This is a genomic window from Vibrio sp. 10N.261.46.E11 (genome assembly GCF_041472735.1).
Taxonomy (GTDB): domain Bacteria; phylum Pseudomonadota; class Gammaproteobacteria; order Enterobacterales; family Vibrionaceae; genus Vibrio.
In genome coordinates this window covers 127,746-145,888 of the sequence record NZ_JBFRQW010000004.1, presented here as the reverse complement: position 1 = coordinate 145,888, position 18,143 = coordinate 127,746, and the positions used below count along the sequence as shown (strand labels likewise).

Sequence of the window (18,143 nt, the reverse complement as noted above, 5' to 3'; positions counted from 1 at the left end):
AATCCGCGATGAACCAAAAAGAAACCCCGTTTGGCTTTCACCAAACGGGGTTTATTCTTTTTCGTAGCCATCCTGCTACTGACGTTGTTACTTATTTTTTAATAAGGTCACGTATGCTCCTTGCATCGTTCCTTGATTTGGTTAAATCCTTTAACCTATCCAATCCATCGCCTTCCTAGCGGTGTCCATGCTAACTCATTATCCTGACAAGTAACTCTATCCTAGAGTAAAACTTCCTTGCTGATCACTCATCCTAAGTCATCAAATCTTCGTCCTGAAGATACCTAGTCCGTTAGGCTTTTTCCTGTTCCTGCCAACTTCCTGTCGACATGAGTATTAAACACTTTGGAGGCTTTATTCGCAATTGGCCTTAGGAAATAAATATCCTCGTTAACTAAAATAAATATGCGTGGATTCATATAAAACAAGGGGTTGGGTTTGTGATTTTTCTTTTTTCTGCGAAGCTTGACTGTGATCTCTTACGTTCGGTGTGAGAGATCTCTTACAAATGTTCGGGCGCGGATATCATACTTTGTTGAACTCATTCGTCGATAGGTGAGCAAAATACGCTCAACAAACTCAAAGTAATAGGAAAATATAATGGTTACAGCACTTTACGCAGCCTTGCTGACGGTCGTAATGATTTGGTTGGCGATAGAAGTTATTAAGCAAAGACGAATTAATTTGGTTGCTCATGCCGATGGCGGTGTTGAGTCGCTACAGATAGCACGTTCTGCACAAAGTAATGCTATGGACTATATCCCAATCACGGTGATTTTGATGGGATTTTTAGAGATGAATGGTGCCAGTGTGTGGTTTGTTCATGCCATTGGTGTTGCCTTTATTCTGGGGCGCGTGATTCATGCAAAAGGTATTCTGGCAAAGAACTTAAAAGGTAGAAAAGTGGGTATGGTGTTAACGCTTATCTGCATGGTCTCGTTGATTGTCCTAAACTTAGCTTACCTACCTTTTGATAAAATGTTCTAGGGAGCATTATGGCATTACGCCTTCCACCTGCTTGGGCGATTGTCCTTGCGGGGCTAATACTCAACATCATGGCGATTGTCATGTCGAGCTTGGTGCTCGACAAAATTGAAGCGGAGAAATCGGAATACAAGGATCGTAAATACGGCAATGTGTACTCTATACAATTGGCCTGGAATACGATCGAAACCCTAGAGCGTAAGCGTGAAGCTATTCTTATTCACCTTGATAAGTCATCAGCAGAAATGGCTCAACCCGCCACTATTCTTGATGAAGCGCTGCGCGGCCAACTTCGGAATTGGGTGAGTGATGAGGTGCCGGCCATCTCACTGGCAAATTTGCCCAAGCTTATGATGCTGATCAACAGCGCCCAAGAATCGCAACGTTCACGAATCGATGACTACTATTTGGATAACCTGACGTTGGTTGAATTAATCCAAAGGCTCGATGAGAAAATGGCTTTTTATAAGAATATTGCCCTGTTTCTTCAGGTGTTTGGTTTAGCACTTATCTTAGCTCGCGACCTCGCTAGAAGGCCTTAGTATCTATTTATCTACCACTTATCTACTCACTTACTTAGCTACCTAGTTATCTACCCATCGACTGGTATCGCTAGCGAGACTCACTTGGCAGGTTAGGGTGCTGCTGGCCTTGGTACTTCTGTAATTGTTCTTTTAGCCCTTTAAACGTGCTCAGTGCACTATCAATCGATAATTTGTTCATCAACCAATTTGGCAGGATTCCACCTGCGTTCGCGTAAGCGGTATAGGTGATATAGGTATTACCATTGGTGAGCGGTTGCAGAGTCCATAAGGCATCTACATCATAAATTCGAATGTACCCCGACTCTTTCGCCAAATAATCAGACGCATCCTTGATCGACAAGACAAACTGCCCATCCTCGACGCTGTATTTTGAGTAGGTCACCATATCACGATCTCTGGCAGGCCAAGGCGCTTTGAACTGGGTATAGACGATATTTTCATCCTCAGATATCTGCATTAAGACACGACTTTCCGATACGTTATCTATCCAGTTTGGCACGTTCTCGCTGTCTTCCAATAACAGCAAAAAACTAGAGTAAGTGGTGGGTGTTTGCATTTGTGCTCGTATCTCTACTAAGCCTTCACTGTGAGGTCTCTTGTCAATGATGATGCCGTCTTCACTTTTTACGAACTGCCATGGAGCAGCGTAAGTCAGTGTTGATAAAGCATAGAGTCCGATGGCTAAAATTCTAGGTAATATCATTATTCTTCCATGAAAAGAAAAGCTTATCTTTAGGAGTATAGAATATAAATGGTTTTGATTCGTGCTGAAATCGCACTGATTTTTCTCTGATTTGAGCGTTACATCGCTGTTTATCTTGGTGTAAAACTGACGCTTGATGTTGAACTGGTGTTTTAAGTTGGCCCGTGTCAGCAGGTGAGTGCGTTCACGGGCTTCGCTCGATGTAAAAAAGGCTAGAAATGATTCTTGTAGCAAATGCGCATAGGGGCTCTGAATTGAAAGCGACTAACGAAGTAACCAGTGGCGCAGTGGCGTTTTTTCTATACCAGCGATCAATATAAAGCTCAGGGTAAAGGTGCCGAAGAACACGGCAATGTCTTTAGCGAGTTCAGTGATGCCCAATACTCCGCAGACATTGAATAGCAAAATAATGATCAACAGATGGCAAACGTAGATACCTAGCATACGATTCGAGATAGCGCGAAGCCATGCGTAATCGCCGATGTTTGGACTAGCTAAAAGCCACATGAACACACCAATCCCCCACAAAGCTGTACCAAACAAGAAATCGTGAATATTAAAGGCGATATCAAATTGGGTTAGCCATGCCGCTTCGGCAAAATGGATGACCATGCCTAACGCCAATAACACTAATGCTTTGGCTGAGGACACTTTCCATTGATGCTGACGAATGAGGAAACCTAAGGTCACCATTAACGTGCTGAAGAACGGGCCGTTACGTGTGAAGAAAGGGGCCTCTAACCCGGTTAGCGTTGCGTAGCTTCCTGCCAAAACACCATAGCCATAGAGTGCAACAGCGATAAGAAATAGAAATTTTTGGAGCTTTAACTCAACCAATAGAGCGATGAGCAACACTGCGCACACAAGGGCAGGAATGAACCATAAATGTACCAACCCACCCTCTAACAAAGAGTTAAGTGGGGTATTCATTAAGAAACCCCAATAGCCTTCACGTTCACCTAGATAGCCAAATTCTTCTACTTTCGCGAGATTGAATGGCATCACTAAGCAAATGATGCTCCATGCCAACCAAACTTTGAGTAGTGGTTTGGAGTAGTTGATGAAGGTTGTCCAAGGCGATGCTGTGAGCTTAGGTTGGATCAGATAGCCTGAAATAAGGAAGAACAGAGGTACCGCAAAGCGAGCGGTTTGGTTGAGCACATAACCAACCCATGGCACTTCATCTATTTGCCAATAAGTGAGTGCCATTTGGCCGTGCAAACCAATGATCGCCAAGATAGCAATCACTCTGCCTAACTCGATACTGGCGATGTGTTGTGAAGGCGTATGTTGAACGGAAGACATATCAGATCTCTCAGTAAAATTTTTACGAAATCTAGCAGCCTTTATGCCCAACCAGTTAGTCCTAAATCAAGGCTTATGACCTTTGTTTCGAGGCTTGTGTCGGTTTTTTGAAGCTTGTCGCAGCTATATTAAATCCATTGCAGTGAGTGCAAATATACCTAGTGTACAAGTGATAAGAGAAACAACAGTAGTAAGAGCGATGATGTTAGCCGCGAGTGTTGAGTTTCCTCCCATCGCACGAGCCATAACATAGCTTGCCGCTGCCGTTGGTGCTGCGCTCATCAAGAAGATAAGTCCGAGATCGAGCCCTTCAAACCCTAAGTACCAACCAGCCAGTGTAGTCAGTAAAGGTGAGGCGATTAACTTGTAACTAGAGGCGAACCACGTAGACAACTTTTCTTGTTTAAGCGAACTAATATCTAGAGAACCACCAGTACAAAGTAGAGCCAAAGGCAAAGTCATGTTGGCAAAGTATTGCCCAGCATCAGTCACCATTTTTGGAATGGGAATTGAAAGTGCATAGAAGACGACCGCTAAGAAAATAGCGATGATTAACGGGTTTTTGGTGATGGACTTGGCGATCACTTTAATGGCTTTAGCGCCGGTGTCTTTGCCTTTGGGTGTCAGTGCTATCACGGCTTGAATGTTATACAGTACGGTCAGAGATGCGACATAGATAGCAGCCAATGCCACGCCTTGGTTGCCATAAATATTAGCCACGTAGGCGAGGCCGATGATCGCGGTATTAGCGCGGAATCCCCCTTGGATGATCACACCTTGATCTTTAGAGCTTTTGAATACCAACTTGGTTGAGAAAATCGTGAACAAGAAAAAGACAAAGTTAGCGATGACGCCAAACGCAACTAACGCGCTACTGGCTGAAAAGTTGTGATTCGATTGAACAATACTCAGAAATAGCATCGCGGGTAGGGTGACTTGAAACACCACTTTGGACGCGACATCAATGAAATTATCATTGATCAAACCGATTCGCTTGAGCATCACACCAAGAAACAGCATTAAACAGATAGGGCCTGTTACCGACGCCGAAAACGCAAACTGTTCCCAAAGTGTGTTCATTGTTTTTCCTTTAGTTAGTCGATTTCAATTTCCCTTGAATACTGTCGCATTTTTCCACAGTTTCTGACATCAGAGAAAACAAAATAAGTGTTTTGCAAATAAAAATTGCAAAAAAGAACGAACGTGCTAAAAATGAAACATGAGATTTATTATTGGTGAATAATGAGCAAGGGAAAGATAACCAAAGAGTATATTTTGAGCCATGCATTCGCGCTTGCGAGTGAGAATGGTCTCGAGAGTTTGACGATTGGTGAGTTAGCCAAGCAGTGTGGTATGTCTAAGAGTGGCTTGTTTGCACACTTCAACTCTAAAGAGAACCTGCAACTCTCTGTACTGGAATATTCCAACGCCATATTCACTGAGAGAGTCATTATTCCCGCGCGAGAGCTCGGTGATGGTGATATTGAAGCCAAGCTTAAACAACTGCTCGATAACTGGCTGGGTTGGAACCATTCATTCCAAGGCAGCTGTATGTTTATTGATGCTTGGAAAGATGCAGGCAGCGAAACGTCTGTGATTCAGAAGGCACTGCAGAAAACCATTTCAGTGTGGATTGATTACTTGACGATTCAGGTAGCAAAAGCGGTTGAGAGCAAACAGTTCAGGGCCGATTTAGATCCCAAACAGGCAACCTTTGAATTATATGGCCTTTATTTGAGTGCAAACTTGTTCTACTCATTGCGAGGGCAGCAAGCGAGCCACACGCATTTTTGGAGTGGTGTAGATCGCTTAATCGCTAGCTGGAAAGTCGCTTAATTCGTTTTTAAGCGGAGCATTGTTTAGGTAAGTTAAGCTAGGTAACAGTGACAAATAATTTTAAGAGAAATGGCGGAAAGCTACGATAAACGTCTATAAGTAGCAGCGCCATTTTTTATACTAACAAATAGCACGGTCGTTCGATTTTAGGGCCGAGCTCGATCCGCCAACAATGATGGCGATACAAGGAACGGTCATGAGTGACAAAATCTATTTCAATACATCGAACAAATTTAGCTTCAAGCGTAGCTTGATTGGCGCTACAACCAATCTGCACTACATTTTAGCGCCAAGTCATGCGAAGAAAACTGCGCGTAAACTGCTGCTCACTCCAATGCGTACCGAGCAGAAAAATGCCGATCCGCAAGGGCTTATCAAGAGTGAAATCAAAGGTCGTGATGGCGTTTTAAAAACGTATTCTTTGGGTATGGGTCCAGTTTGGGTTCTGACTCATGGTTGGTCTGGCACCGCGAGTCAGTTTTTCCCTTTAATGGAACATATTGCAGCCAAAGGTTTTACGGCTCTGGCTTATGATCACCCGGCGCACGGTGGCAGTGATGGTGTACATGGCCATATCCCTGCATTTGTGAACGGTCTTGAAGCCATTCTCGATTCAGTGGGAGAGGTAGCAGGTTTGGTCGGTCACAGCATGGGTACCGCTTCTGCATTGGAATGTAAGCACGTTAAATTGGAAAACAAACCTTTGTTGCTAATAGCTCCTGTGTTGGATTATTTAGAAAATCTATTTGGCAGCGTGGCTCGTTCTGGTTACTCAATAAAACTGTTTGAGGCGGTCGTGGGTGAAGTGGAAGAGCAGTTTAACTACCCAATTCAGTCTGTTGATCCTTATGGAAAGCTAGCGCTTCGTGAGTCACAGACGATCATTGTTCATGATGAGCAAGACAAGTTTACTAAGTTTGATGTGTCTCAGCGTGCCGCTAATGAAATGGGTCGCGTTACCTTGATTGCCACTCAAGGCCAAGGCCACGGCCGAGTGATGAAGTGCCCACAAGTATTCGAGAGCTTTGATAACTTGATTAGCTAAGTTTAACGAATCAAGCAAGTAGAACGCAGGTTAAGAAAACCAACACTAAAAAGGCCAACCAGACATTATCTGGTTGGCCTTGCTTTTAGGTGTTTAGTTGCTTTAACTAATCTTGTCCTTAGTTAGCACAGCTTGCTGGGCCGATCTCTTTCCACACGCCCCACGGGCCTGTCGTTGTTGGATCTTCACCTGTTGTCCACCATTTCGCTTCCCAAACCTTACCACCTTGAGTCACTTGGTCGCCGCCAGTGTAAACCGCACCTGAATCCCAAGCGTTAGTACACGTACCGCCGCCTGTGGTTTTCTTAAGAACTTTCACTGAAGTAGCCGCTACCGATGTTTCTGTACCATCACTCACTGTTACAGAGAAGTTCAGTACAGTGTCTTGCGTGTATTCCGCCGCCACAAAGCTTACTGAAGCGCCTTGTACTGTTGCGTTGATACCTGCTGGTACATCCCAAGTGAAGGTTAATGTGTCTTGATCCGCATCGCTAGACGTTGACGCATCAACCACAACAACATCACCCGCATTCACTTCAGCCGGAGCCGTAACCACTGCAACTGGTGCTGTGTTGACTGGGCCTGTGTTTTTAGGGTTTACCGTTACAACAACCGTGTCTGTTGACGTTGCGCCTTCGTTGTCTGTTACGGTTAGGCTGAATGTTAGAGTTTCTTGTTGTGCGACTTCAACAACATCGAAACTCGCAACAGCCGCATTCGCGTTGGCCAGTGTTACGGCAGTTCCGCTTACTTGTGACCAAGCGTAGCTCGCAATCGTGCCGTCGCTGTCTTTTGAAGCACTACCGTCTAGAGAAACAGAAGCTGGGCCTTCAACCGATTGGTCGGCACCCGCAGCTGCCGTTGGCTTGCGGTTGACTGGTGGAGTGGTACCGCCAGCAAGGCCTTCATGCATTGCATTTAGGATATCGCCGTTATCCGCATCAATTTCCCAAGAAAATAGACCCGCAAGGCCAAGGCTACGAACGTATGCGCCTTTTGCTTTTACTGAGCGGTCATCATCAAATGTGATTAGCTGACCTGAAGTACGGTTCCAAACGTAAGGCGCTTCTGCCATTTCGTCGTAGCCATATTCAAAGCCGTTGATGCCTTGGTTGTTTGCACCAAGCATGTTCGCTTTAATGCCTTTGTAATCGATAACGCCATCTTCCCATACACCCTGAGCAGAGCTGCCGGTCAGTTTGCCATTACCCACGCCAGTCATTGGGTCGCTTGGATCTGAAAGTGATGAGGGTAATACGCCTTCCCAACCACGACCGTACATCGCTGTACCAACCACAAGTTTGTTCGCTGGAACACCTTGCGCAAGAAGCAATTGGATGCCGTTGTCTGTGGTGTAAGCAGGGCCTGTGTACTGTTCGCCATTTTCATCAATGCCTGTGCCATCACATTGACCAGGGCGCATGAAGTTACCGCAGTTGAGTGCTGTTTGGTGACCTAACACGTTGTTCCAACCGCCGTAGAAGTCGTAAGTCATTGCAAAGATGTAATCCATGTACTGGATAGCCTCGCCGTAGTTCACGTCTTCAATCTTATCGTGACCAACGCCGATCGCAGATGTTAGCTCGTAAGTACGGCCGTTTTCCGCTTCTAGTTGATCAAGCATAGTGCGCAGCTCTGCCATCAGTGCAATGTAAGCTGGGCCATCATTCACAGGGTCACCAAGGTCTGGCGCCGCACCGCCTCCTCCAGGGAATTCCCAGTCAATATCGACACCGTCGTAGAATTTCCACGTGTTAAGGAATTTCTTAACCGATGCAACGAAGGTGTCTCGGTTAGCTTTGGTTGTGAAATCGAAGAATGGGTCAGACAGCGTCCAACCACCAATTGATGGGATGATCTTCAAATCTGGATTGCGCTGTTTTAGCGCCATCATCATTGCGTAGTTGCCCTTGATAGGGGAGCTGTATTCATGACCCGCTTGCGGGAAACTCTTTTGAAAAGCCGCCCAAGGGTCGTGAATCACCACTTCGTAATCGTTAACGCCCTGACATGCTGTCATGAGTGCGTTGTAACTGTTGCCGCCCACTGATTTCACTGATTCGTTAGGGCCACAAATTGGGATGAAGCCATAAAGGATATGGGTCAAATTGTCAGCAGGTAGGTTATCGACTGTGTAATCACGGCCATAGATGCCCCACTCAACAAAGTAAGTACCTACTACCGTGTTTGGGTCTGTGTTGTATGACTTGTTGTTTGGGTCCACATTCATCGCAAGAGGTGCTAGGTGTGATCCATCGGTATCGGCAATCGTGATTTTAGCGGGTGCGCTTTTGCTACAACCTGTTTCGTCACACGCTTCAATTTCCATATCAAATAAGCCGCCTTGGCCATATTCGAATGAAGCTGTAGTTTGGCTGCCAGTAATTGGGCCAGTAGCAACTTTAACGCCATCAAAGTAGATGTTGTACGTGTTTCCTGATGTTCCGCTCCATTGGTTGAACTTGACATCGACCTTTGCTTTGTCGTGATACTTAACCATCTGGTTGTAACCAGAGGTGGTTTCCATCGCGAGTTCAATTTTAGAAAACTGTAGGTTGTTGGAACCGTACATATCAATGCTAGGTGCTGTTGGCGCGGCCAATGCTGTACCAGATAGCGCTAGAGCAATACTCGCAGCACAGGTGTTTATACGAATCATACTATTTCTCTCATTCCTTGAAGGTTTAGAACCAAGTGGCCCTAGAATCGGCTCCCGTCAGTTTTGAAGGAGCTTCCCCGTCAGTATTCGAGAGAGTTTTAATTTCATGACTGAAAATAAATCCGTTTTCGATGGACAACTAAAAAATTGTATCTTGTTACAATTCTGTTGCTTAATGAATGAGAGGCTGAGTCCATGTTTTATAAAATAAAACTTTACTCAGAAGGAAAGTCTCATAAGTGAAAATACACGACATGAAGTTATGAGAAATTGCTACAAGCTACAATAAAATATCGAGAACTGAAGCAGTATCACAACCTGAAGCACGTCATGCCGGTGCTTGTAAGGGGCATGACGTGTTGATGTAAAGGGGTTTACTAAGCAAAGCGCTGTTGAAAGTATTATTTTTTGAATTGCTCAGCTAATACTGAGCGTCGTTGCTGCATGAGTCCTTGAGTATCACCCGCTACAGTATCTTCATACCCTTCTTTTATGAATTGTTTGGATGGTGTGTTAGGCACTAAACGCTTTAAGCGAGGTGAATTGTAGGTACCGCTAATGGTATAAATCGTTGGGCCTGAACCTGTGTTGATCGTGACATCGTTACCATCAAAATCAAACGAGGTACTGATGAAACGATAGTTCATCATCACACCGTCATCGGAAAGTGTAAGAATATCTGTTTTGTAAGGTGGAGCACCAATCTCGATCCATGTGCCATGGACGTTACTTGGGCTTACAGATTTTTGGTAGGCTTGGTAGCCAAAATAGCCGACGGAGAGGGCAATTATAAAGCCAGCCATTAAGAAGGCGTAGAGTAACGAATTGGCCAATATATCGCTGCTTTTCGTGGTGTTTTTAGCCATTATCTCTTCATTTTAGTTACTCATACTGGTGATGATTCTATAAAATAAAACGATAGGTTGCAAAGGTTCTTATAAGAGTTAGAAGCAGGATCGAATGTTCTTTTGAATCAAACTGCCTCAGTGATTTTTTACCCACACATTCAGTCTTCATGCTTTGTTAAGGAATATTTACTTAGAATGATTAGGTTGTATACCCAATGCCACGCCTAAAATGATTTCATCTCGAACGAAATTTAACTTCGAAAGGTCAAGAGATCCTAAGCTATATTCATTTATTTCTTGTAGGACAGTCTCGAATTGGTTAAAACAATTAGCACCTAAATTTACGTATAGGCTTATTCGTTGAGCCTAGTAATGCAATTTTGAGATAACAAGGAAGTACAATGATTAAAGAAAATACATACTTTGAAGGTGGTGTTAAGTCGTTAGCGTTTAACCAGTCTGGTGCTGATGTGAGTGTTGGTGTGATGGCCGCTGGTGAATACACATTCGGTACTGCAGCTCCGGAAAAGATGACTGTGGTTAAAGGTGCTTTAATTGTAAAGCGTGTTGGCGATGACGATTGGACGACATTCCAATCTGGTGAGTCTTTTGACGTTGCGGGTGACTCTTCATTCGATTTACAGGTTAAAGAAGCGACAGCTTACCTGTGTGAATACTTGTAGGAAGGCCTGAGTTCGTTCAACCAGAGTATCGTTTATCTATGGCTTAATAGAAAAAACCACGCTCTAGGAGCGTGGTTAAATAAGTGATAATAACCGGCAGTGGATAGTGTCACTTGTTTTTACAGTCATCAAATGGATGACCAAATTGTTGTTCGTTGCAAAATCTCTTCAATCTTCAATCTTCAATCTTTAACTTCAATTCAAAGCTAAAAGCTAAAAGCTAAAAGCTAAAAGCGCAAAGACGTCGTTAATCAGTAAGTCTCAAATACGCCGTTGTTGTAATCCTGAATCGTCAGTTCAATCTCTTCCATCGAATTCATGACAAACGGACCATAGTGCACAACAGGTTCATTAATCGGCTCACCAGAAAAAATCAGTACACCTGAATCTTTTAAGCTAACCAAAGACAGCAAGTCAGCTTTAGTGAGCAGTGCAAGTTGCCCTTGGTTGATGACTTTTTCGCCGATCTTAATACTGCCTCGGTACACGTAAGTCATGGCATTGTGATTAACATTTGTCCCTAACGTTATTTCTTGCCCAGAATGAGAGCGCCAATCCGCCACGCTTAACGGCACACCAGTTTGTTGCAGTGGGCCTTGCGTCCGTAAAGCCTCTACATCATGGTCAGCTAGGTTATGCAGTTCGAATACACCAGCAATAACTCTCAATAAACCATTTTGTTCATTTTGATGCTCCGCGATGCTTTCACTTTGGAAGTCGTGATATTGCGCTAGCTGCATTTTGTGGGTTGCAGGTTGGTTTATCCAAATCTGAAATCCATGCAGTGCACCTTCTTCCATCATTGGCATTTCGCTGTGAATCACACCACGACCCGCGGCCATCCACTGTGCACCACCGCTGCGAAGCTCTCCAACATTCCCCATGTGGTCTTTGTGCTGGAAGTGACCTTGCAGCATGTAAGTGAGCGTTTCTATCCCGCGGTGAGGATGTGGAGGAAAGCCGCCAACATAATCTTTGCTTTCATCCGACTTAAGTTCATCAATCATTAAAAATGGAGAGAAACGCGTGTTATTGAAACCAGCGAGTCTTTGTATTTTTACGCCATCACCATCGGAGGTAGCGTGTGCTGCAATCACATGATCTACTGCTCTTACACTCGTCATTTTGAAATCCTCATAAACTTGAATAGCTGTAGTTTATGTAATTTGATTTAAAAAGAAGATGGCACAGTGTTGAGTGACTTATTCGAAAATTTTGAACAGGTAAGAATATAAAATTATGTCTATACTTGAATAGAGAGCAGACCGCCAAGGAGGCCGCTATGGCAGTACAGCAAAAACATGGCGAAAGGCAAGGTCGGATGGGCTTTGATAACGATTTTACAACGGAGCAAGGTCAGCGTTTTACAAAGGTTGCGAATAAAGCGGTTAAGCGCCGTGTTAGAAAGCACCAAGCAGATGGGCCTTTTATACACTCGGCCAAGCAAGCCGCTTTTAAAACCGTTGCTAAATCTAAGAACGAAAACCGAAATTTAGTACGACAAGTCGTATGGATTATTGTTATTGGCTTAGTGAGTTTATGGGCCATGTATATGGCAGGCTAGCGTGGACGCGTTTTTAATAACGTAACATTGCTCCCTTCGACCTTCGCTTCAAGACATCCTTCAAGCTCAGATGATTCCGATTCTGAGAAGGCTAAGTTCGTCGGTAGCTCTTCTATCAAGGTTGATATGGGATTGTCGTGATAATAAGCGTATCGGTTTTTTCCTGAATGTTTGGCAACATACATCGCTTTATCAGCACATCTCGTCAGCTCATGTAATTCTTTAGCATCTTGCGGGTACAACGAAACCCCAACGCTGAGTGTCAATTCTTTGATTCTCTCGTTTGTCTGGCAACCACTTTCGAATAACCCACAAATCCGATCTAAAATACCGTCTAGATCTTTGCGAGTTGGCACATCGTAGAGCATCAAAACAAACTCATCTCCAGCAAAGCGCGCAATCGAATAATCGTATTCATGGCTTACCCTATCTCTGGTTCGGATGTTGTTGCTTAAACGGTTCGCAAAATGCTGCAGGACACTGTCTCCGACGTCGTGCCCGTAGCTATCATTAATGCCTTTAAAGTCATCAATGTCCAAAAAAACTAATGCAGTCAGTGAGCGTTCACTATCCACTGTCGCAAGTTTTTCTGTTGCCCAGCGTTCAAAACTCCAACGGTTTGCCAAGCCTGTTAGTTGGTCTCTATAGGCCAGATCTTCAATCCCCTCTTTATACAGGCGTTGAATATAACTGACGGCTTTTGTGTAGTAATAAGCTGATGTGTGACATACCAAGCTCATTGTAAATAAGCTAAGAATAAACCGGTGTGAGCTGCTAAAAGGTAAAGAAAAGCTGCTAGGCATCGCTGTAATCAAGGTGCTGATAAATACACAAAATGAGGTACTGAATATAATACCAATTCTGAAATCGTTTATGAAAATAACGGCAGCCAAAATCGGGTAGAGCCAGAGTGTCCGCTCGGGAATGGCGTGACTGTACAAGAATAGGATGACTCCTTGAACGAGCAGAACACCACTTAGAATCAATTCTGAATACTCAGCGGCAGTGACTTTTTTCACGTAAAATGCATTGGAGATAGCGATAAGTGCAAAACACAGCTCGAAAATTGACAGTGTGTAATGCTGACCTTGGAAGTAAGCCCAAGTGTAGAATGTGAATAACGCAGCGGCAGCCAATGAAAAGGAGTGGACAATTTTTTGCTTGCGAGTGGATCGTATGTCCGCCATTTCTTCTAGGTGTCTGCCGACGAGCCTTTTCATGTGATTTGTGCCAAAGATTTCAATAATTGGTGTTAATAGTAGATGAAATAAAAGTGATAGCAGAGTGTTAGTGGTCTTTTTAGTGTGACTACTATCAAAGTTCCATATTTAAACAATGATTGGCTCATAATAAATAGTGATTCGTGTCACTAACGGTGCGGACAAGTCCGAGAATGAGACAATTAAAGTTCGAGTTGCAAGAATTGATTTGGTTGTTATCTACTTGCTTTCCAATGCGTTACTCAACATAGTTTGTAGATAGCTAATGTTTATAGATACCTAAATTTGATAGAGGCTCATAATGTTAATTACCTTTAGTTGCAAAGCTCATGCTAGCGTCACGATGTTTGGTGAAGCCGGTCTTCAGTTCATTAAGATGCTTGGACATAGTGGCACTATCCCCGGAGCAATTGATGCTTCAGAGGTTTCTCAAGCGTTAAGCCATTTTCGTGCTGCGATCGCCGCTGAGCAGAGCAAGCAGGTAGAACAAGAAAATACCGATGACGATAATGAAGAGGTTGTTGAAGCGTCTGTTAATATCGGTAGCCGAGCTTTCCCGTTAGTTGAACTATTGAAAGCGGCCATTAAAGACGAATGCGAAGTGATGTGGGAAGACGGTAGCGGTAAGCGATTGTAAGAGTATTCGAGCTCTTTGAATCAGAAAACAAACGTTTTCATAGGTTGACTAATAAATGCAAACTGAAACAATACGCTGCATTTATAGAAGTGTGTTGATCTAAAGGAAATTTGATGAGCTCTTATTCTCACGTTCGCAGTTACGCCAGTTTATTCAGTGTTTTATCGTTGGCGGCTGCGTCAGCTCCGAGTGCAGCTGATATATCAACAACGCCCGTCATTGGTGGCGTGTTTAGCTCCAGTGAAGTGTTGAAAAATCAGGTGCTTTCAAGCCTCAATTATTCTGCCAAACTCACTCGTGATGCGGCTCTTTTCACCATTGGTGGCGTTACATTAGATGCGTATATTCTCGCACTTCCTTTAGATGTCAAAACAAAAGCCAGAGTCGTTGCTCAGTTATCCAACCCGACGTACTCAATTCCTTTGGGTTATTTTCTCTATAGTTATTACGACCGCTATTCAGGTTTGGGCAGTGAAGATGTGTTCAAGTCTTACTTGTCGACGGTTTATGATGAGCAGGCATTAAAGGGCTTTGAACATAGCCTCTATCATGTTGGAGATAAGCCAACCTCAGAGCATCACGAGCCAGATACCTCGACTGAAGCAACGGGACATCATGAAGGTATTCGTATCGATGAACAGTTCATTGCCAACATGGTGGTTATCTACGATGCGTTATTCGAAATTGGTGTTTGGCAGGATATGGACACGCTCCCTGCGAATTACACATACTTAACCAATAGCCCTGAAGATCTAGCGATCATCGCTCAGATTCAACCGATCATTGTTGATTTGATCGGTAAAGCGGCATTGGGAATGGATGACGGCGACATGAAATCTGCAATGTTGGCGATTGCAGAAGATGGTAAACCAGAAAACGCTGATAAGCCGAATAACAAAGCACAAGCTCTTACCATCACGCTTATTGATTTTGTACGCTTAAACTTGCTGAAAGCTTACCGACAATTTGTGTTTAAAGAAGAACGTGCAGAAGCGCTCGATGATTGGATGCAACAAGCGTTCAGTGACCAGCCTGATGCGCTAATACAATTCTTAGAATCCCAACAGCACAAACGTTTTGCGGTCCAAGTGACCGTCGACGGTTTACAGCAGGGGTTGATCGAAGGCTTGGTCGATGAAGATTCACCTTTCATTTCTGTTGCTTACCAAAATCATAAAAACCGAGCGCAATACAAACCTAAGCTAGGAACGGTTATTGAACCTGAACATCAACAGCAGGTGAGGTTCATGGAAGTTCTGTCTGAACAAACCTACCGTGATCCGAATTATCTTCCGTTCTTCAAAAACCTCTATCAAGAGCATCGAGACAATATTAGCCGAGTGGGTATCTCTTCAACTCCCACAATCAGCGTACGTAACCTACCTATCATCAAAACGGGCGCAAAAGTGTCTGGTAACGGTGGTACGGGTATCCCTAATTTCCACTTTGTCGACCGAGAGATCGACCGAGCGTATTACTTCTTTGGTAATGATGCCCTGCAGTTAGATGTGCTGATGGCAGACAACAAGGTGCAAACCATGTTTGATCGCCTTGATTACCTTAAAACGCTGAACTGCAACGCTCAATACGATTGGAATGCTCACACCACTTACGATGGGTTAGTAAACCTAGGTTTGGGTGAGTCACTGCGTGATTATGGCGAGAAACGCTGCGTTAAAGAACTTCAGGAACGTTCTGAAGTCGAAGTAACACTGCGAGAAAAGCGTGCTGCCTTGATTGAAGATATCGAAGCGTATCTGTCTATATCTGGCTTTGATTTTTTCACTAAGTTTTCAAAGAAGGCTCAGGTTAAACAATCGATTACTCAGTTTGCCGAGTTAGATGGAAAAGGGATGCCAGATTACACCTTGGTGTATAACCCATGGCCGGATCACTTTGCACACTTTACCGGTCCTTTTAGTGACGAAATTCTGATGCCGACCGGAGAGCTTAATCGACTAGACTATTGGATACGCCAGATTGAAGCGACCTACCGCAGTGCCGGCGTTTACGATAAAACGCTGTGGGGCATGGCAGGGGATCATGGTTTAACGCCGGTGTTCTACGCGCTCAATCCCGAAAAGCAGGTATTTGAAGGCTTACAAGCAGAGCTAGCGTATCCAATTTTGGTTAAGAAAATATCTTCAGACGAGGGGGAAGGGCCTAAAATCACCAATACCCTAAGCTACCCAAGTTCAAAGGCGTTGGATGTTGTGGTTGCTTCTACTGCTGGTGGTAACTTCATGATGGACTTCTTTAATTCGGCTCACGGGTGGCAGGTTCAGCCGGTTTACCAAGAACTCACGCAGTGGTCTCCGATTGCGGCGCCAACTGGTCAGAATATCGACATCATCAATCAGATAGCGCAACGCTTGCCTGAGAGTCTTGATTATATGGTCGTCAGAGAAAGCATATGTGATCAACAACGTTGCGCTGTTCGTGTGATTGGCAACCGTGATTTAAAGCGGGTCGATGAATTGATCACACGTGAAGGTGACAAGCTTTTTTATGAGTCATTGGAAGACAACCGAGCGCCGATTTTGCTCGATACGCAAAGGTTAAATCCATACCTAGCATCACCAAGCGAAGCTGATTTTGCACAGTATTCTCGATTGGTTGAAAAATGTATTAACCGAGCGGTTAAGGCGGATGTGACAACGTGGTGTAGCAGTGCTGAGTGGACTTCATTGACGCAACCAACACCTCGACCAGATTCAGTAAATCAACTGGCTAATATCTACCTTGAAGATAGGGCTGGCACGGTTAACTTGTTCCCTAAAGCGGGAATTGGCTACAACACTAAGGTACCGGGGCGTCATGCTGGTGAGGATTACTTAGAGAAAGATGCTTTCATCGGATTCTGGGGAGCGCCAATTGGCGATAACTCTCAGAAATTGAAAATCGAAGCTAACGGATCTTTAGCGCCAACGCTGTTTGAGTATTTGACCGGAGAATCGGTGGTCGAAGGCGAGAACGGTTGGGGTTTTCCTTCGTTGCTGAATAAGTTGGATGTTTCAAGCGCGCGCTAAAGTCAACGCTCTCTACCTACTCGCTATCTGTATTTTCTCTATGGTTAGCGAGGCTGAGAGTTAGCTAGATTGAGAGCCAATCCCACGAAATCCTCATCGCTGTCATCAACAACTTGATAGCCAAGCGCCTGATAAAAACTAATGGCACGGGTGTTACTTCTAAAGCTCGACAGAGTGACTTGGTTTCGTTGTTCTTGGTGGGCTTTTTCGTGGATGAGTGACATGACTTCCTTACCAAGCGTACGGCCTTGATATTGAGGGAAAATGATCAGCAAATGAACATGGTATGCGTTGTCATAAGGCTTAAAACATACAAGTCCACCCCTTTGTTTTCCTAGGTATGCCCAATGAAACCAAGAAGGATGGTAATCGTTTAAAAGTCGTTGACGTTGGAAGTCGTCGTCCCAGCCGAAAACGTTATTTACGTGTATGAAAAGCCCTTGTTTAACACACGCAAACAGTTCTTCAAATTCTGAGTTTGAAACGAGTAGGAGTTGTAGTTTTTCATCCTTGACTGTCACTATTTTACTTCCTTATTTTGAGCTCAGTATAAGCAAACAATACCATAATAGATTTATAGACGGATTAAACTAAAAGCCACGCAGTGTGTGCGTGGCTCTGAAAGTCGTATTTGTAGAACTCGTTTAAACGAGCTTAAGCGCGTGATGTCGAGTGAGCTGCTTGTGAAGTGAGTCTTTTAGCTCCATGCGTTCTACTTTGAGGTTGTGCATGCTGTCGTCATCGATAGGGCTGCCAGAGATTTCTAATTGGCGAATGTCGTAGTCGAGTTGGTGGTACTTCTGCATGTCTGCTTTGAATTTTTCGTCGTCGTGGTTGAGCTGAACAATGTCTAATTTAAGATCTGGGAAATCTAAGATAAAGGCATGGTTTTCATTGAGCATTGGCACTTCCTCACTTGTCTAATTAACTTCAGTATAGAGTCTATTTTTGAAGATAAATGTGGTTCAAAACACAAAGCCGTAAAGCGATCAAAAAAGGGCACAAACTCGAGGGATCATCCTCGAACTTGCGCCCTTTTTAATGTTCATAGCTATATATTCAAAGCTATACGTTTAGAGCTATGC

The 18,143-nt window shown here is 44.0% G+C and carries 17 protein-coding genes; 8 read left to right on the top strand and 9 right to left on the bottom strand.

Going from position 1 to position 18,143, the window contains the following annotated elements:
- The first annotated feature begins 600 nt into the window (after nucleotides 1-600).
- Together AB4407_RS02685 and AB4407_RS02680 are read left to right on the top strand one after the other, a co-directional pair.
- Entirely contained in the window at nucleotides 601-987 is a 387-nt protein-coding gene (locus tag AB4407_RS02685; RefSeq protein ID WP_372118368.1) for an MAPEG family protein, read from the top strand.
- 8 nt (nucleotides 988-995) lie between these two features.
- Nucleotides 996-1,526 carry a DNA mismatch repair protein gene (locus AB4407_RS02680; RefSeq protein ID WP_372118366.1) on the top strand — a complete coding sequence of 177 codons (531 nt, stop codon included), beginning with the start codon at nucleotides 996-998 and terminating at the stop codon, nucleotides 1,524-1,526.
- Between the two features lie 70 nt (nucleotides 1,527-1,596).
- On the opposite strand, the gene AB4407_RS02675 is transcribed toward AB4407_RS02680, so the two are convergent.
- From AB4407_RS02675 to AB4407_RS02665, 3 genes are all read right to left on the bottom strand, one after another.
- Nucleotides 1,597-2,232: an START domain-containing protein gene (locus AB4407_RS02675; RefSeq protein WP_372118363.1), complete on the bottom strand. Its 636-nt coding sequence runs from the start codon at nucleotides 2,230-2,232 to the stop codon at nucleotides 1,597-1,599.
- Between the two features lie 264 nt (nucleotides 2,233-2,496).
- Entirely contained in the window at nucleotides 2,497-3,537 is a 1,041-nt protein-coding gene (locus AB4407_RS02670) for an acyltransferase (RefSeq protein WP_372118360.1), read from the bottom strand.
- A 123-nt stretch (nucleotides 3,538-3,660) separates the two neighbouring features.
- Nucleotides 3,661-4,617: an AEC family transporter gene (locus AB4407_RS02665; protein WP_009846120.1), complete on the bottom strand. Its 957-nt coding sequence runs from the start codon at nucleotides 4,615-4,617 to the stop codon at nucleotides 3,661-3,663.
- A gap of 162 nt (nucleotides 4,618-4,779) precedes the next feature.
- Here AB4407_RS02665 and AB4407_RS02660 point away from each other — a divergent pair, with 162 nt between their 5' ends.
- Both AB4407_RS02660 and AB4407_RS02655 read left to right on the top strand, forming a co-directional pair.
- Nucleotides 4,780-5,373, top strand: a complete 594-nt coding sequence (locus tag AB4407_RS02660) for a TetR/AcrR family transcriptional regulator (RefSeq protein WP_372118358.1) — start codon at nucleotides 4,780-4,782, stop codon at nucleotides 5,371-5,373.
- Nucleotides 5,374-5,569: 196 nt separating this feature from the next.
- A complete protein-coding gene (locus AB4407_RS02655) occupies nucleotides 5,570-6,418 on the top strand; it encodes an alpha/beta fold hydrolase (RefSeq protein WP_372118356.1) in 849 nt (282 codons plus the stop codon).
- A gap of 118 nt (nucleotides 6,419-6,536) precedes the next feature.
- Here AB4407_RS02655 and AB4407_RS02650 read toward each other — a convergent pair whose 3' ends face one another.
- A complete protein-coding gene (locus tag AB4407_RS02650; RefSeq protein ID WP_372118353.1) occupies nucleotides 6,537-9,077 on the bottom strand; it encodes a glycosyl hydrolase family 18 protein in 2,541 nt (846 codons plus the stop codon).
- A gap of 401 nt (nucleotides 9,078-9,478) precedes the next feature.
- Nucleotides 9,479-9,943: a DUF2850 domain-containing protein gene (locus tag AB4407_RS02645; RefSeq protein WP_372118350.1), complete on the bottom strand. Its 465-nt coding sequence runs from the start codon at nucleotides 9,941-9,943 to the stop codon at nucleotides 9,479-9,481.
- Between the two features lie 383 nt (nucleotides 9,944-10,326).
- Between AB4407_RS02645 and AB4407_RS02640 the strand changes: the two genes are divergently transcribed.
- On the top strand, nucleotides 10,327-10,608 hold the full coding sequence (locus tag AB4407_RS02640; protein WP_009846125.1) for a pyrimidine/purine nucleoside phosphorylase: 282 nt from the start codon (nucleotides 10,327-10,329) through the stop codon (nucleotides 10,606-10,608).
- Between the two features lie 251 nt (nucleotides 10,609-10,859).
- Here the strand turns inward: AB4407_RS02640 and AB4407_RS02635 are convergent, their stop codons facing one another.
- Nucleotides 10,860-11,732, bottom strand: a complete 873-nt coding sequence (locus AB4407_RS02635; RefSeq protein WP_372118347.1) for a pirin family protein — start codon at nucleotides 11,730-11,732, stop codon at nucleotides 10,860-10,862.
- A 158-nt stretch (nucleotides 11,733-11,890) separates the two neighbouring features.
- Here AB4407_RS02635 and AB4407_RS02630 point away from each other — a divergent pair, with 158 nt between their 5' ends.
- Nucleotides 11,891-12,172 (top strand): hypothetical protein, encoded by a 282-nt coding sequence (locus AB4407_RS02630; protein WP_372118345.1) that lies wholly within the window; start codon nucleotides 11,891-11,893, stop codon nucleotides 12,170-12,172.
- Here AB4407_RS02630 and AB4407_RS02625 read toward each other — a convergent pair.
- Nucleotides 12,169-13,359, bottom strand: a complete 1,191-nt coding sequence (locus AB4407_RS02625; RefSeq protein ID WP_372118377.1) for a GGDEF domain-containing protein — start codon at nucleotides 13,357-13,359, stop codon at nucleotides 12,169-12,171. The genes AB4407_RS02630 and AB4407_RS02625 overlap by 4 nt on opposite strands.
- Nucleotides 13,360-13,693: 334 nt before the next feature.
- Between AB4407_RS02625 and AB4407_RS02620 the strand changes: the two genes are divergently transcribed.
- Together AB4407_RS02620 and AB4407_RS02615 are read left to right on the top strand one after the other, a co-directional pair.
- The gene (locus AB4407_RS02620; RefSeq protein ID WP_372118342.1) at nucleotides 13,694-14,029 is read left to right on the top strand and encodes a DUF1840 domain-containing protein; all 336 of its coding nucleotides are present in this window, start codon (nucleotides 13,694-13,696) and stop codon (nucleotides 14,027-14,029) included.
- A 113-nt stretch (nucleotides 14,030-14,142) separates the two neighbouring features.
- A complete protein-coding gene (locus tag AB4407_RS02615) occupies nucleotides 14,143-17,058 on the top strand; it encodes an alkaline phosphatase family protein (protein WP_372118339.1) in 2,916 nt (971 codons plus the stop codon).
- A 44-nt stretch (nucleotides 17,059-17,102) separates the two neighbouring features.
- On the opposite strand, the gene AB4407_RS02610 is transcribed toward AB4407_RS02615, so the two are convergent.
- A complete protein-coding gene (locus tag AB4407_RS02610; RefSeq protein ID WP_372118337.1) occupies nucleotides 17,103-17,579 on the bottom strand; it encodes a GNAT family N-acetyltransferase in 477 nt (158 codons plus the stop codon).
- 123 nt (nucleotides 17,580-17,702) lie between these two features.
- Entirely contained in the window at nucleotides 17,703-17,960 is a 258-nt protein-coding gene (locus AB4407_RS02605; RefSeq protein WP_102277184.1) for a YdcH family protein, read from the bottom strand.
- Between the last annotated feature and the right edge of the window lie 183 nt (nucleotides 17,961-18,143).

What these genes read in the sequence shown, in the direction of transcription:
- AB4407_RS02685 (WP_372118368.1), top strand. Translation starts at nt 601, where the DNA reads ATGGTTACAGCACTTTACGCAGCCTTGCTGACGGTCGTAATGATTTGG.
- AB4407_RS02680 (WP_372118366.1), top strand. Translation starts at nt 996, where the DNA reads ATGGCATTACGCCTTCCACCTGCTTGGGCGATTGTCCTTGCGGGGCTA.
- AB4407_RS02675 (WP_372118363.1), bottom strand. Translation starts at nt 2,232, where the DNA reads ATGATATTACCTAGAATTTTAGCCATCGGACTCTATGCTTTATCAACA.
- AB4407_RS02670 (WP_372118360.1), bottom strand. Translation starts at nt 3,537, where the DNA reads ATGTCTTCCGTTCAACATACGCCTTCACAACACATCGCCAGTATCGAG.
- AB4407_RS02665 (WP_009846120.1), bottom strand. Translation starts at nt 4,617, where the DNA reads ATGAACACACTTTGGGAACAGTTTGCGTTTTCGGCGTCGGTAACAGGC.
- AB4407_RS02660 (WP_372118358.1), top strand. Translation starts at nt 4,780, where the DNA reads ATGAGCAAGGGAAAGATAACCAAAGAGTATATTTTGAGCCATGCATTC.
- AB4407_RS02655 (WP_372118356.1), top strand. Translation starts at nt 5,570, where the DNA reads ATGAGTGACAAAATCTATTTCAATACATCGAACAAATTTAGCTTCAAG.
- AB4407_RS02650 (WP_372118353.1), bottom strand. Translation starts at nt 9,077, where the DNA reads ATGATTCGTATAAACACCTGTGCTGCGAGTATTGCTCTAGCGCTATCT.
- AB4407_RS02645 (WP_372118350.1), bottom strand. Translation starts at nt 9,943, where the DNA reads ATGGCTAAAAACACCACGAAAAGCAGCGATATATTGGCCAATTCGTTA.
- AB4407_RS02640 (WP_009846125.1), top strand. Translation starts at nt 10,327, where the DNA reads ATGATTAAAGAAAATACATACTTTGAAGGTGGTGTTAAGTCGTTAGCG.
- AB4407_RS02635 (WP_372118347.1), bottom strand. Translation starts at nt 11,732, where the DNA reads ATGACGAGTGTAAGAGCAGTAGATCATGTGATTGCAGCACACGCTACC.
- AB4407_RS02630 (WP_372118345.1), top strand. Translation starts at nt 11,891, where the DNA reads ATGGCAGTACAGCAAAAACATGGCGAAAGGCAAGGTCGGATGGGCTTT.
- AB4407_RS02625 (WP_372118377.1), bottom strand. Translation starts at nt 13,359, where the DNA reads ATGGCGGACATACGATCCACTCGCAAGCAAAAAATTGTCCACTCCTTT.
- AB4407_RS02620 (WP_372118342.1), top strand. Translation starts at nt 13,694, where the DNA reads ATGTTAATTACCTTTAGTTGCAAAGCTCATGCTAGCGTCACGATGTTT.
- AB4407_RS02615 (WP_372118339.1), top strand. Translation starts at nt 14,143, where the DNA reads ATGAGCTCTTATTCTCACGTTCGCAGTTACGCCAGTTTATTCAGTGTT.
- AB4407_RS02605 (WP_102277184.1), bottom strand. Translation starts at nt 17,960, where the DNA reads ATGCTCAATGAAAACCATGCCTTTATCTTAGATTTCCCAGATCTTAAA.